The sequence below is a fragment of the Phyllobacterium sophorae genome, from assembly GCF_003010965.1.
GTDB lineage: Bacteria > Pseudomonadota > Alphaproteobacteria > Rhizobiales > Rhizobiaceae > Phyllobacterium > Phyllobacterium sophorae.
This window is the reverse complement of sequence record NZ_PGGM01000002.1, coordinates 194,004-208,944: the sequence shown is the minus strand read 5'-3', so window position 1 is coordinate 208,944 and position 14,941 is coordinate 194,004. Positions and strand designations below refer to the sequence as shown.

Annotated in this window: 11 protein-coding genes; 4 read left to right on the top strand and 7 right to left on the bottom strand. The window is 55.5% G+C overall.

Annotated features, from left to right (window positions below; genetic code table 11):
• Window positions 1-187 precede the first annotated feature (187 nt).
• Window positions 188-1,912 carry a hypothetical protein gene (locus CU103_RS04925; protein WP_245448611.1) on the top strand — a complete coding sequence of 575 codons (1,725 nt, stop codon included), beginning with the start codon at window positions 188-190 and terminating at the stop codon, window positions 1,910-1,912.
• Between the two features lie 17 nt (window positions 1,913-1,929).
• Here the strand turns inward: CU103_RS04925 and CU103_RS04920 are convergent, their stop codons facing one another.
• From CU103_RS04920 to CU103_RS04890, 7 genes are all read right to left on the bottom strand, one after another.
• The gene (locus tag CU103_RS04920; protein ID WP_245448609.1) at window positions 1,930-3,375 is read right to left on the bottom strand and encodes an aspartate aminotransferase family protein; all 1,446 of its coding nucleotides are present in this window, start codon (window positions 3,373-3,375) and stop codon (window positions 1,930-1,932) included.
• A 12-nt stretch (window positions 3,376-3,387) separates the two neighbouring features.
• The gene (locus CU103_RS04915; protein ID WP_106662825.1) at window positions 3,388-4,398 is read right to left on the bottom strand and encodes an NAD-dependent epimerase/dehydratase family protein; all 1,011 of its coding nucleotides are present in this window, start codon (window positions 4,396-4,398) and stop codon (window positions 3,388-3,390) included.
• A gap of 13 nt (window positions 4,399-4,411) precedes the next feature.
• Window positions 4,412-4,840 (bottom strand): EamA family transporter, encoded by a 429-nt coding sequence (locus CU103_RS04910; protein ID WP_106662824.1) that lies wholly within the window; start codon window positions 4,838-4,840, stop codon window positions 4,412-4,414.
• A gap of 96 nt (window positions 4,841-4,936) precedes the next feature.
• On the bottom strand, window positions 4,937-6,259 hold the full coding sequence (locus tag CU103_RS04905; protein WP_106662823.1) for an FAD-binding oxidoreductase: 1,323 nt from the start codon (window positions 6,257-6,259) through the stop codon (window positions 4,937-4,939).
• Window positions 6,256-7,695: a UbiA family prenyltransferase gene (locus CU103_RS04900; RefSeq protein WP_162707057.1), complete on the bottom strand. Its 1,440-nt coding sequence runs from the start codon at window positions 7,693-7,695 to the stop codon at window positions 6,256-6,258. Before CU103_RS04900 ends, CU103_RS04905 begins: the two co-directional genes overlap by 4 nt.
• Window positions 7,696-7,912: 217 nt before the next feature.
• Window positions 7,913-8,176, bottom strand: coding sequence for a hypothetical protein (locus CU103_RS04895; protein ID WP_106662821.1), 264 nt, complete (start codon window positions 8,174-8,176; stop codon window positions 7,913-7,915).
• Between the two features lie 121 nt (window positions 8,177-8,297).
• Entirely contained in the window at window positions 8,298-10,706 is a 2,409-nt protein-coding gene (locus CU103_RS04890; RefSeq protein ID WP_245448606.1) for a mechanosensitive ion channel family protein, read from the bottom strand.
• 381 nt (window positions 10,707-11,087) lie between these two features.
• Here CU103_RS04890 and CU103_RS04885 point away from each other — a divergent pair, with 381 nt between their 5' ends.
• Genes CU103_RS04885 through CU103_RS04875 form a run of 3 tightly spaced genes read left to right on the top strand, consistent with a single transcriptional unit; the run spans window position 11,088 to window position 14,939 of the window.
• Window positions 11,088-11,375 (top strand): sarcosine oxidase subunit delta, encoded by a 288-nt coding sequence (locus CU103_RS04885; RefSeq protein WP_106662820.1) that lies wholly within the window; start codon window positions 11,088-11,090, stop codon window positions 11,373-11,375.
• On the top strand, window positions 11,372-14,359 hold the full coding sequence (locus CU103_RS04880; protein WP_106662819.1) for a sarcosine oxidase subunit alpha family protein: 2,988 nt from the start codon (window positions 11,372-11,374) through the stop codon (window positions 14,357-14,359). The genes CU103_RS04885 and CU103_RS04880 overlap by 4 nt, the downstream gene beginning before the upstream one ends.
• Window positions 14,352-14,939, top strand: coding sequence for a sarcosine oxidase subunit gamma (locus tag CU103_RS04875; protein WP_106662818.1), 588 nt, complete (start codon window positions 14,352-14,354; stop codon window positions 14,937-14,939). Before CU103_RS04880 ends, CU103_RS04875 begins: the two co-directional genes overlap by 8 nt.
• Window positions 14,940-14,941: the final 2 nt, after the last annotated feature.

The window sequence follows — 14,941 nt, the reverse complement described above, 5'->3', positions numbered from 1 at the left end:
TATGCCGTTCCTCGTGTCTATCGCTAAGGCCTGTTTGCGACATGGCCAAAACACGCCGCGACGCGCGGCAAAACGACAGTGTTTTGCTGCAAAGCCGCAGCAAATCCCAGCGGCAGTTTAACGCAATGTGGAGGATTGAGGCCTTAAAGATAGTCTTCATACGTCGTAGAAATCGAAACGAAGAAGCATGTCAGTTCTTTCCAGCGGCATCACCAGACCTTACGCCCTGATTTGTTCGCCGCTGGCTTTGCTCGCTCTCGTTCTGGTCACGATATGCGTGCTGTTATCGCTGCCGCTGATCCTGCCAATCGGCCCGATGTATTGGGACACTTACATCTATCTTGACGCGGCCCAGCGCATAAAGCTTGGGCAAATCCCCGCAGTGGATTTCCACGCTCCGGTTGGCGCACTGGAATACTATCAGTTCTATTGGCTGCAGAGGCTGTTTCCCGGCGGTCAGCCCACCCTTCTCGCACAGTGGTCAGGACTGATCTCTGCAGCCCCGTTGATGGCGGTGATCATTGCCGACATCGACAGGCGGAGCCGCAAGATTGCATTTGCGATCCTCGTGCCTTTTCTTATCTTTGCCCTCTGTCCGATCAACACCCAGAGCTTTCACTCCTACCCCGGCGTGAACGGTTTTGGCATTTATAATCGGCACACCTCGGTGCTGCTCTACGTGCTGACAAGCGCCCTCGTCTTTCTGCCAAGCGGTCGCAAGCTTGCCGTTGTCGCCGCGCTGGCCATGCTCGCGCTTTTCCTGACCAAGATTACCGGTTTTTTCGCGGGCGGGCTTATCGGCCTTTTCGCAATCCTCGCGGGCCGGTTCATGTGGCGCCATGTCTTGCTTGCGGCCTGCTTTTTTGCCCTGGTGCTTTTGGGACTCGAACTGAACCACGGGATGATATCGGCCTATCTCAAAAGCATCGCGGCGCTGATCGGCATGAATGAAGGCCTTCTTCTTTCCCGCTTTTTGACGGTGTTCTCAATCAAGCTCGACGTTATCCTGGCTGCCGGGGCCCTCATCCTGCTCCTGTTCTGGTTGGATCGAGGCACTCTTCTGAAAAACCTGAACAGCTCACGTCAGAGCGAAACATCAAAGGGCTTCGCATCGGGTTTCGATCGGGATTGGCTTTGGATCGGCGTTGTACTCGTCGCGGGCATTTTCCTCGAAACCCAGAATACCGGCAGTCAGGAGTTCATCTTCCTTTGGCCCGTGCTGCTGGCAATGTTGCTCAAGACTTCCGTGCTGACCGAAAAGCACCGGTTGATAGTCTATTGTCTCGTCGCCTTCACGGCGATCCCGACGGTCACCAAAGTTCTGCACGGCACGCTGCGCTTTATTGCCGTCGCGCCAACCTATGTGGCCGCCCCGGTGACCGACGTCAAAACCATGGCCCTCGTTTCAACCCGCCGGGACCTAATGGATCGTGCCGAGCTGCTGGAATTACACTATGCGCAAAACCCGGGCGCCTACCGCCAACTTGCGCAACAGGATCAATTGCCGAGCTGGCAGCTTTATTCCGAACTCGACTATCAAATGTACTGGGTCATCTCGGCAGACCGTGTAGTGAAAGCCGTCAAGCAGTTCGAAAGCGAAAACGGCGTCCGGCTGAACACACTGATGACGCTGGACTTCGTCAACCCGTTTCCCTGGATTCTGGATCGGGATGCACCAAGGAACATCCAGATCGGTGCTGATCCTTTTCGCACGGTCGGTAGTCTGACAGCTGGAGAGGAAGCATCTTTTCGCGCTACCGATGGCGTTTTGCGCCCCTCCTGCCCGACGACAAGCGCGCGTCTTTCTCTGCAGCGCATCTACGAGAAAGCGCTTTCCGACCGGAAGGTGGTCAAGCTCGACGACTGTTGGGATCTGCTAATCCGGTCAGACATCAAGCTTGCCCGACAATAAAACGCAAGTGTCCCGGCCTACTTCACCTGCGCCTTGACGAAGTCCTTGACAATGCGCACGATCCCACGCGAAAGCACCTCGTTCAGCGCCTTGATGAAGTCGTCGACATGGTCCCGTCCGCAAATGAGCGGTGGTTCAAGGCGCACCACATTGCGATTATACTCGGTGAAGGCGACTAGCACACCATGGTCGCGCAGGAGATGGCTGCCGATAAAGCCAGGCAGCGAGCCTTTCAGCTTGTCGTCGAGCACAGCCAGAACCGGACGCAGCACGACCGGCACGGTCTTGGAAAAGTCATGGAATTCCAGGCCAACCATCAGGCCCTTGCCGCGTACATCCTTGATCATGGCCGGATACTTGGCTTTAAGCTCTTCCAGCCTTTGCAACAGGTAGTCACCTGTCGTAGCGGCGTTGTCGATCAGATGATCGTCGTAAAGGATATTGATCGCTTCTATGGACGTTGCACAGGCTTCGCCAATACCGCCGAAAGTGGCCATGGCATGGATCATCGCCGTCTTCGGCGTGCCATAGGCCTTCATATAAACCTCACGCCGGGCGATCATCGCACCGACAGCAGCCTTGCCGCCACCAAGCGATTTAGCCAAAGCGGTCACATCGGGGACCACACCGGCATGTTCGAAGGCATAGAATCTGCCAGACCGGCCAAAACCGCATTGGACCTCGTCAGCTACCCACAACACGCCGTACTGATCGCACAGCGCCCGCAACTTCTGCCAAAATTCGTTCGGCGCCTGGATAATGCCGCCGCCGCCCTGGATGGTTTCCAGCACGATCACACCGATTTCAGGATCGGAGCGGAAGGCATTTTCAATAGCGTCAATATCGCCGAATGGAACACGAACGGTATTGTCGACGAGCTTGAAATCGCCGCGATAGAGCTGGCCGTCGGTGATCGACAACACACCCTTGGTTTTGCCGTGAAAGGAATTCTCGGCATAGACGATCTTCGGCTTCTTCGGTCCCGCGGCGCGCTCCGCAACCTTGATCGCCGCTTCCATTGCTTCCGAGCCGGAAGAGCCCAGGAACACCATGTCGAGATCGCCCGGTGAACAGGCTGCCAGATTGTACGCAAGGGCGCTCGCATATTGCGACATGAAGGCGATGGCGATCTCCTGACGCTTCTCATCCTGGAATTTCTTGCGTGCTTCAACGATCCGCGGATGATTGTGGCCAAAAGCGAGCGAACCAAAACCGCCGAAGAAATCAAGGATGGCGCGGCCGTTCTGGTCATAATAATACATGCCATCGGCGCGCTCGATCTTCACCTTGTGAAAACCAAGCAGCTTCATGAAATGCAGCTGGCCCGGATTGAGATGCTTGGTGAAAATCTCGGTCATGCGCGGCAGCGACATCACCTTTGCATCTTCGACCGTAAGCAGATCCGGCTTGCTGATCAGTCCCTGCACCGTCTGGTGCTGCATCGCCGTTGTCACCTTATTCATCGCCATTCCCCGTTATTCCGCCGCTATGGACGATGGTTGCTGTACGGTATTGCCGTCTTTCTTGTTGCGATATTCCTTGTATGCCGCGATCAGCATGTCTTCGTCGCGATATTGCGGTCTCCAGCCAAGCTGACGTTCCGCCTTCGACACATCCAGCACGCACATCTCGTCCGCAATCAGGTATTGCTCCGGATCCATGATCGGCATGTTCGCCCAATCGAAGAAGTCCAGTGTCCGCTTCACCGCCCATGCCGGCGTCGGCAGCAGGATCGATTTTGATCCAGCAAACTTCACCAGATCGCCGAGCAGTTTACGGACAGGCGGAGGGTTGAGCGAACCCAGGTTGTATGCCTCATTCGGCACACCGGCTTTCCAGGCGGCACGCGCGGCCTCGGCACAGTCGAAGACGGAAATAAACTGATAGGGATTCTTGCCCGAGCCGATCATTGGCACCGGCAGGTTGAAATCAATGAGCTTGAACAGCTTTTCGAGAATTCCGAGGCGACCGGGTCCTATGATCAACCGGGGACGGAACAGTGAAATATTCATCCCGCGTTCGCGCCACTCTGCCGCCAATTCCTCGGTCTTGAGTTTCGACAAACCGTACTCACCAAGCGGTGCAGCAGGGTGTTCTTCGGTTTGTGGCCAGACAAAGGTGTGGCCGTAGATCATGTCGGTCGTGTAATGGACCAGCTTCCTGGCACCGGCCCCATCCATTGCCTTGATGATGTTTTCGGTACCGAAGTAGTTGACTGGAAAGAAGAAATCATGCCGCTTCGACCGCACTTGCAGAGGCGAGAGCATCTTGGCTGACAGGTTGTATACCACGTCATCGGCCGTGATGCCGACAGCAGCGATGGACGCTGGCTCCGTGACATCGCATCTGACGAAATTCACGTCGCCATAGTGAGCCAGATCGCTTTTCACGATATCGGCGACGATAACCTCTTCACCATCCGCGACGAGTTTTGGCGCTAGATGCCGCCCCACAAAACCATCGCCACCAAATATAATATGTCTCATCGATTAGACTCACTCATGACGATGTTGTGGTTGCTGGCGGTGCCTGTTCACTCGGCCCTGCCGTTGCATGGCGGCCACTTTGAGCGATCAGGACTGTTCCAACCATGATGAAGGCAATACCCGCAATTTTGTACGCCCCCAGTTCTTCCTTGAAGACCAGCCATGCAAACAGAGCGACTGCAACATAAGCTAGGCTCAGGAAAGGATAGGCGAAGGAGAGATCGACCTTGGAGAGCACGTAGAGGTGCGACGCCATGGAGATCACGAACATAACCAATCCAGCAAAAACCCACGGATTGAAAATGATCTGGAATATCCGCTGGATGATGGTGTCCATACTGAAACTGACCGGTCCCAGTGTGATCATGCCGTACTTGAGCATGACTTGCGCCGCCGCATTGGTCATGACCGTAAACAGGATGAATGGAATATACTTTGTCATGTCAGATCGGTCCTTTAGCTCATTGACCCAATAACAACCCAGCGTTGAAAAGACACCAAGCACATTGCTAAAATTTGAAGCACCTGACGCATTCGCCTAATTCTCCTGCGATAACGCAGTTCGCGCCCAGAAATTGGAAATGAATGCCGGATCACGCTCCTTTTCCAGCCTTCTCCATGCCGGGAAGCCAGCCTTGAAAACTGCAGCACCCATCCGCTGATCCTTGTAGGGGTTCACCCGCCCTCCGGCTTGGACCGTCATCTGATCGAGACGTTGCAGCAATGCCAGGGTGCGGGTGCCGCGGTTGGGGAAGTCCACGGTCAAAGTATAGCCGGGCCGCGGAAACGACATGAAACCCGGTGAGGTGATCGCGCCGAAGCGTTTGAGCACGGTCAGGAACGAATTTTGCCCAGCCTCGCGTGTTGCAGCAAGCATTTGCGGTATGACGAGTCGAGCCTGTGCTTCAGGGATCACGCTCTGATGCTGGTAGAGGCCCCTGCGTCCATAAAGTCTGTTCCAATTGGAAATCTGATCAAGCGGGTAAAAAAACGTCTGATAGTCGCAAAGATGCGGCTCGTGTTTTCGGCCCTTCAAGTGATAGTAGGCGCCATTGAAAAGCCTCAGGCTCGGACGGTTCAACGCCGAGACAGGAAGATCGAACGGCACACCAAGCCTCGATGCCTTTGTCCCGACCTTGAAATTTCCGTTATCCGCGTGGTTTCCCGTAATCAGGACACCGCGTCCTGCGCTGACTCCTGCCTGAAGCTGATCTACCCAGGCGACAGCATATTCATTATCAATGTCGGCCTGGGGCGCGAGATCGAAATACTCATCAAGTGAGGCGAAGGCTTGTATCCGTTCCATCACATCCAGCGACGTGACTTTCATCAACCGGATACTGGCGGACAGGATAATACCGGTAAGGCCAAGGCCGCCGATGGTCGCGGCAAATAATCCGGAATTCATCGCTGCGGAGCACGGCACGACCGAACCATCGGATTTCAATAAATCGAACCGCTCGACATGATGGCCGAATGTGCCACGGCGATGGTGGTTCTTGCCATGAACGTCATTGGCAATGGCACCACCGAGCGTAACGAAACGCGTACCGGGCGTTACCGGCAGGAAGTACCCAAGCGGCGCGGCTATCGTGAGGATTTCTGAAAGCAGGATACCGGCTTCCGCCACCAGCAGACCGGTCTGCGGATCGAACGAAACGAGTCCATCGCTGCCTCGCATGTCAACCAGCGTACCATGATCATTATGGCAGCTGTCGCCATAAGACTTGCCATTGCCGAATGGCAAGAAGCTGCCCGGCTGTGGATTTCCATGCTCGAAGACCTGTCGCGCGGCGTCAAGCGAAATCGAGGCACGCGAGCGCCGGTCGATCAGCCCGAAACTGTCGTAAGTACTGATCACGAACGCATGCCGCCATAGAGCAGCAATGCGGCGCCAATAGCGATCACCATTTGGCTGCGCCAGTCGGAAATGATGAAGACGACGGGATCGTCATGCATCTCGTTCCGATGTGCCAGGATCCAGATGCGGATATTTAGATAGAGCACGATAGGACACAGTGGCCAGATCATCCATGGGTAGGAATAAAGACTGACCACCGCATCGCTGTTGACATAGAGCGCGAGAACTGTCGCAGCGGCAAAAGCTGATGCGACGCCACATTGGGCGACCACTTCCCGATCGGCTTGGCGGTATCCTCTGCCTGCGATGCGGCTCTTTTCAACCAGAGCCGTATTTTGCAGTTCGACGTAACGCTTGACGAGAGCCAGCGATAGAAAGAAGAACGACGAGAAGGCCAATAGCCAGAATGACCCTTCAATCTGGGTGGCGGCGGCTCCAGCCAGGATGCGCAGTGTATAAAGGCCCGCGAGCGTCAAAACGTCGATGAGCAACATTCGCTTCAATGACAATGAATAGGCCGTGGTGGTAATGAGATATGCCCCCAGCACCGCAGCAAATATCCAATGCAGTTGAGCAGCAAGCAGTCCGGCCAGAATGAGCAGCCCGACGGACACTTTCAGACCAAAGGCGATGGAAAATGCTCCGCTGGCAAACGCCCGGTTTCTCTTGCGGGCATGCTGGCGATCCAGCGGGAGGTCAAACAGATCGTTGACGATATAGATTGCCGACGCTGCTGCAGAAAATGCAAGGAATGCAACGACTGCATCGCGCAAAATGCTCCAGTTCATGATCTCATGATCGAGTATGACCGGAACGAAGATCAGGGTATTCTTCATCCATTGATGCGCACGCAGCATCTTGAAAAAAGTCTTCCAATTGGTTTTCGGCGCCTCGAACAGCCGGGCCGAATGCGCACGCTGCCACTTTGCCGCGGCTCGGTCCGGCGCAACAACGACAGCTTCGCTCGCCGCGTTGAACACGGGGACGTCTGCCTTGCTGTTTCCCGCATAGGCGAACTTAACGTTGCCAAAGGTTTCAAGTAGAAATTTGGTCTTGTGGGCGGATGTCAGATTGCGGGTTCCATCGGTTGCATAGACTGCATCAAAAAAACCAAGATGCGCAGCTATGCTTTCGGCAAACCTGCGGGCCGCTCCCGTCGCGAGCACCAGGCGGCGCCCCTTTCCGTGTTCCTCGCGCAGGTAGGCAATGAAATCTCCCCTATATGGAAGCACGGTCGGATCGATTGCCACACGAAGCGATATCTGATGCTTGAGATATCCTTTTCCTGTCAGAGCCCATATCGGCAAAAGGAAAAGATACAGCATATTCTGTTTGAGCAGTTGGAAGGTACTTTCCCATAGAAGATCAGTGGCAATCAGTGTGCCATCAAGATCTACTACGAGATCGATTGCCTTGTTTTCTGACTGAGCATCCACCACAACATGTCCCTGAAGTCATTTTCCCACTCGACGCCAGCAATATTAATTGCCTATCAGCGGATGACTTACCGGGAAAGTAAAAATGAAGGGTGAACCTCAATGCGTGCCGCGATTAATAGTTTGGAAAAGAGTATCGACAGTGAATGAATAATTAAAAACCGGCTGAAATGAATTCAGCCGGCTCGTGAACTTTTCGCCGGGGCAAACAGGTAGATTATTTGATCGAGACTTTCCCGCCCTTGATTTCAACAGTTTCACCGCCCGTCAACGCTTCGCGGTCCCCATTGGGAAATGTAACAAAGCAACCGCTATTGCAGAACTCAACCGTTTCACCGGCGCCAACCTGCAATTCAGTCTTGCTCGAACCCTCGGTGACAACAAGGGTCTGGGCACTCGCTTCATCGTTCTTGACGCTGGCAGCAAATGCCGGTCCAGCAAAGATGACGCTCAGAAGAACCGCAACAGCAAACTTGTTCATTTCTTACCCGGTGTCTCCACCGCCCCTGTTAACAAGAGCCCAACCGCCCTTTTCAATAACAGTTATAGCGGCATCAAACTGAACAGCAACTGAACGCCTCGTTGTTTTCCCTCAGTCTATATCAGGATCTCAACTTCTTCGTTTCCGCGGCCAGTTCGGACTTCACCCGGTTGGTCAGCAGTTCGATAACTGCCTCTGCATCGTCAATTTGAAGATTCACGTCCTGTTGCGGATGGGGCATTTCGATCCCTTCTTCGGCAAAGCGGTCAATCAGGGTGAAGCGGATTTCATTTTGAACGGTACCGGAGTTGGAAAGATCTGCGAGATGGACGCGTATTTCGAATTCCATTGCTGCATTGACTATAGATTTAAAAGCCACAAAAGGTTCTGGATTCTTCAATACGAGCGGGTGACCTCGGGCGATATCCATCAGGATCGCGTGAACACGGCGTGGGTCCACTTTGTGCGACACGCCGATCGGAATGTCGACACGTCCCAGCTTGTTGCGATGAGTCCAGTTCCCGACGCTGCCATTGATGAATGACGAATTCGGAATGATAAGGGACTGCCGCTGAAATGTTTCCACTTCGGTGGCGCGGACACTGATTTTCTTGACGATACCGCCGACGCCACCTGTCTCTATCCAGTCCCCTACCTTGAAAGGACGCTCCGCAAGCAAGATAAGACCGGAAACAAAGTTCGATACAATCGCTTGCATGCCAAAGCCGATACCGAGCGAAAGACCACCGGCAACGAGCGCCAGACTGGAAAGATTAATCCCCGCGGCCGAAACACCTATGACGCCGGCAATGCCTAAACCCAGATATCCAACGGCTGTGCGAATAGAATTACGCACGCCTGAATCAAGCTTGCCCCGGGCCATGACTCTGTTGTCGAGCCATCCCTGGAACCAACGGGTAAAGAAATAGAACAGGGCGAACAGCAGAATACCGATCGCGATGGCGACCAGAGAAATATTGACGGAGCCGATCTGAAAGCCTGTAGCGATCGTCAGGAACCATGCCGACATCTCGCTCCACTGGAATCCCCAGAGAAGCAGTATGATCGGAATACCAAAGAGAACGACAAATACATTGATGACAATGCTGGCCACCAGCCCGAGTTGGTCCAGCGTTGTTTCATCCATGCCGAAGCGCGTCTGCACGGCCCGTCCGAGTTTGGTCCCTGCAAGTGCATTCTCATCAGATACGGCCCGGGCAGTGAGAAAACCCAGATACATCGTGACAACGACGGCGCCATTGATGACGATTTGCTGAGATACAAAACGCGCAAAGCCAATATAGCCGAACAGCGCTCCAATGATGGGAACAAACCCAATGGTGAAGAGGAATATCCGCATGGCCCTTGGCCACGGCTTGGTCTTCCCTGTCTCCTCATCTTCCAGCGGTTTGAGGAAAGCCATCGCGATAATGAGCAGCCCGACCAGGACAGTAGCGACGAGGCTCTTGGCCACGGTCAACGACAATGGCGACGCGGCAATCTGGTTGATCGTATCCGCGATGTAATCCAGCCCGGTCATGGTTGCCGTGGCCGTAATCAAAACCATCAGGATACGTCCGGGTCTTGGCGCGACGCGCACCAGGCGCCAGTTGGGCGCTCCGGGGCAGATTACCGCCTGGGCCAGCGCGTGAACGAAATAGACTATGCCGATCACGCAAAAGAGCATGTAGAACAGGGAAGCGATATCCGGACGCAACACGTTAAAATAGCCGAGAAACAGATAGGTTGTCGCGAGAAAGACAACGACGGTCAGCGACCGCATAAGCGTCGACCAAAAGGCCACCGCCAAACGGCTCAAATAGGACGGCGATTCAATCTTCGCGTCTCGCAGATAGAGGTGGCCCAGCGTCCGTTGCCCGCCGATCAGCAGCACAAGCGCGGCAATGACCGCGAAGAAAGTTGCCGCCAGCATTGATTGCCATTTGAACGACACAACGAAACGCCACCACGACGAAATCAGCTGATTCATCGACTGCAGTTCTTGACCATAGGCGGTGATGATTTCAGTTCCGAGCGAGTAGTTGATGTCCACTCGCTGTGAAAGCGTGTCGGCAAAAAGTTCGCGCCGCGCATCGACAATGGAATCGATCATCTTGTTGACTTCGATCAACTGATCTTCCGTCTCGCCAAGGACGGCATTGATTTCGGCTTTTTCAGTTGTCAGCCGCATCCGCTCATCGGTTACGACCTGCGCTTCGGGCGGCTGTCCCTGCGCCGGTGGAGGTCCCAGTTGCTCGAGGCGCGAATTGATTTCGGTGATACGCGGCCTGAACGAGACGCCGATCTCCAGCAGTTTCTTTGCAGTGCCTTCCAGATTGAGGCGCAGATCAGCCAACGCTGCGTCGGTATCGGCCTGGTCCTTCTTCTGTTCATAATCGGCGATCTGCTTTTTCAAGGCATCGATCGCGGGGCGCTGTTCAGCGACAATACCCGATACCGGAGCCTGCACTTGCCCGGGTGCCGGAGTTTGCGCGGCCGCCATGCGAACGGGGGCAGCCAGAATCAACACGGCTGCAATCGTAAGCAATATCTGCCGGAGGAAAGGAGAAATCACAGGTTCAAATCCATGTACGAATAGTTTTCATCTCTCGACTTGCCCGTTCATGTCGGCACAATCAAGGCACTTTTTACTTTCGGTGCCGGTACAAGTCGGCCCAATGATACTGATCGCCGCTTTCCTGGTGATCGCGCCAGTGTTCTGACAATAGCATGGTAGAAGGGTTATCATGATTCATGGGGATGGACAGCTTTTGAAAGAACAGACTGCCCGCCGTCGATCTGCACCTGTCTTGACCAATTCCAGCACAATCTGTTCACTGGCTCTCCAGAAAACAGAACGTCGAATATACCGTATAGCCAGTGAACCGATTCGCCTTGAGATAATGAGACCATGATCATCAAATGCCCCTATTGCGGACCACGCGACGTCATAGAATTCATCTATCAGGGCGATGCAACACGAAAACGGCCCGAACCGGCATCGACCGACCAGGCTGCCTGGAACGCTTACGTCTATGACCGGACCAACACGGGCGGCTCCCACCGCGAGTTCTGGCTGCACGGGGGCGGCTGCCGTCAGCATCTCGTCGTCACGCGCGACATGTCTTCCCATGCGATTTCGTCGGTTGCTTTGGCACGGGACGTAGCCGCCTCTATCAACGACGGTGGGCGGGCATGACGGGCTCGCGGCTATCCAGGGGCGGACGCATCGATCGTTCCAAATCGGTCAGGTTTTCATTCGATGGCAAGGCTTACGGCGGCCATCAGGGAGATACGCTTGCGTCGGCACTGCTGGCCAATGGCATTACTCTTTTCGGACGTTCATTCAAATATCATCGGCCTCGAGGTGTGTTCGCCGCGGGTAGCGATGAACCGAATGCACTCGTTACCGTGATGTCAGGCGATGTGCGCGAGCCCAATATGCGCGCAACAGAACTGGAGATTTACGACGGTCTGGTAGCGCTGAGCCAAAATCGCTTTCCGTCGCTGGAACATGACTTCATGGCAGCAAACCAGCTCGCGGGGCCGCTTTTCTCGGCGGGGTTCTACTACAAGACCTTCATGGGGCCGGCGATCGGTCCCTTTAAGAACACCGCATTCTGGATGTTCTGCGAAAAATTCATTCGCAGAGCGGCCGGTCTGGGTAAGGCTGGCACCGCGCCTGATCCGGATCGTTATGAACGAATGAATGCTTTCTGCGACGTTCTTGTCGTCGGCAGCGGTCCTGCGGGTCTGATCGCGGCTGAAGCGGCTGCCACAACAGGGGCAAGGGTCATCATCGCGGAAGAAAGGCCCATCGCCGGAGGGTCCCTGCTCGCATCCGGCGAATTGATCGATGGGCGCAACCCTGCCGTTTGGGCACGTGAAAAGGCTGCGGGCCTTGCGGACCTGCCGAACGTCAGGTTTCTGACGCGTACCTCAGTCTGGGGCTATTATGACGGCAACGTCCTCACCGCCGTCGAACGTGTATCCGATTTCAAGCCGAACCGGACGAAAGGCCAACCGCGTCAGCGCCATTGGATCATTCGCGCCGGCAAGACCATTCTGGCAACCGGCGCGTTCGAGCGCCCGATCGTCTTCCCCGGCAATGATTGTCCGGGTGTAATGCTTGCCGATGCGGTGCGTCGCTATGCAACCGAATACGGCGTTGCCGCTGGCAACAATGTCACGCTCTTTACCAATAACGATAGCGCTTACGATGCTGCGCGCGCGCTGTCGCTTGCTGGCGTCAATATTGCGGCGATCGTAGACGTGCGCGCCGATGTGTCTGGTGCGTGCCGTGATATCGCCAGCGTCGCCGGGGCCGAACTGCTCCTTGGGCATGCCGTCACGGGTACGCATGCGGGCAAGGCACTCAGCTCAATCACGGTTCAGCATTTCAACGCCGGGACTGGCCGGGTTTCGGGCGCCCCCCGCGAGATCAGGACTGACTGCCTTGGTGTCTCGGGTGGCTGGTCTCCTGCCATCCATTTGGCGAGCCAGGCAGGCGGCAAACCCGAATGGGATGAGGATTTGCAAGCCTTTCTGCCGCCGGAGCCAAACCAGAACTGGGTAACCACAGGCTCGGCTGCCGGATATATGGACACGATCAGCGTGCTGTCCGATGCTGCGACCAAGGGTTCCGCCAAAAGCCGGCTTGTCCTTCCTCAGGTCGAAGCGCCGATGCTGGATGCCTCACCCGCCCCGGTCTTCGAGATCGAACCTTCCGTCAAATCGCAAAAAGCGTTTGTCGATTTTCAGCATGATGTCACCGCTGACGATATCCGCCTCGCCTATCGCGAGGGTTTCCATTCAGTGGAGCATCTGAAGCGTTACACCACGCTCGGCATGGCTACTGATCAGGGCAAGACCTCGAATGTTCCCGGCCTCGCCATCATGGCGGACGTGCGTGGTATATCGATCCCAGAGGCGGGCACGACGCGATTTCGTCCTCCTTTCACCCCGGTCTCCCTCGGCGTCCTTGCGGGCGAGCGTTACGGCGATCTGCGTCCGCACCGATTGACACCCATGCACGACTGGCATCTGGCAAATGGCGCAAAAACTTATGAGGCGGGGCTTTGGCATCGCCCGATGATCTACGGCAGTCATGGAGAAACTGTCGAGCAGGCCTATATCCGCGAAGCGCGGGCCGTTCGGCAGAGCGTTGGCATTGTCGACGTTTCCACGCTTGGCAAGATCGATATCCAGGGCCCGGATGCTGCCGAACTTCTCGACCGGGTCTATACCAACATGTTTTCTACCCTGCCCGTCGGAAAGGCTCGCTATGGACTGATGCTGCGGGAGGATGGCATCGCCTTTGACGACGGCACGACTTGGCGCCTTGGCGAGACACAGTTTCTGATGACCACGACCACGGCCAACGCCGGAACGGTCATGCAGCATCTGGAATACTACCTCGATTGCATATGGCCGGATTTGCGGGTCCATCTGACTTCAGTCACGGATGTCTGGGCCGGATCGGCCGTTTCCGGTCCGAACGCGCGCGCCGTGCTAGAGGCTTGTGTAACGGGCACCAAGGTCGACAACATGACCTTGCCCTTCATGGGCATCGTCCATGGAAAAATCGAGGGCATTCCCATCATGATTTGCCGCCTCTCCTTTTCTGGCGAACTTGCCTACGAAGTCTATTGCGGTGCCGGATTTGGTACCCGGGTGTGGGAAGCGTTGCTCGCCGCCGGCAAGCCTTTTGACATAATGCCATACGGACTTGAGGCACTTGGCACGTTGCGCATCGAGAAAGGCCACGTAACGGGTGCTGAAATCGACGGCAGAACGACCGCCCATGATCTGCATCTCGATTGGATGCTGTCAAAAAAGAAGCCCTATATCGGTTCCGCCATGATTAACCGCGAGGGGCTCAAGGACGAAAACCGGCTTACCCTTGTCGGTTTGATTTCGATGGATAATCAATCGATTACTGGCGGCAGTCACATCGTAACCGATCCAGTTCCCCGCGAACCAGCCGATAGCTTCGGCCATGTCACGGCAGCTTGCTATTCGCCTGCCCTCGGCAAATATATTGCATTGGCGCTGGTCAAACACGGAACATCCATGATCGGCAACCGCGCCTTCGCCACGGATTTGCTCCGTGACAAGCATTGCGCGGTGGAGATCGTCAGCCACCACATGTTCGATCCAGAAGGGAGCCGGATGCATGGCTGAACGACAATCCCCGCTCGGAGCATTCTTCGTCCCCGGCGATCACGGCAATGCCGCTGCAGGCGTTGGCGTGACCTTGCGAGAGCGCAAGAACCTGTCGATCGTTCAGGTCACTGCGTGGATCGATACGATACCTGCAGTGCTCACGGCAATAGGCAGCGCCACCGGTCTTGTACTTCAGAATAAACCTGGTCTTGGCCGCGTCGCGGGCGAAAAGTCGGTCTTCGGATTTGCTCCCGGCCGCTATTTTGTGGTCGGAGCAACACCCGATCTTGAATTGCGACTACGGTCCGCCATTTCATCTGATTTGGGAACGATGATCGATCTCACCCATGGCCGCACCGTCATCCGCATCGGCGGACCAGGTTCGGAGTGGGTTTTGTCGAAGCTCTTTGCGATCGACTTTTCCGAACATGCATTTCCCATCGCATATGGGCGCGCAACGCTGCACCACGATATTCACGCCAACATCCAGCGGATCGACGACGAAACATTCGATATCTATGTATTCCGCACCTTCGCTCGCTCGTTCTGGCAGACCTTGGGTCACGCGGCCGCCGAGGTAGGCTACCGCGTCGAATAGAC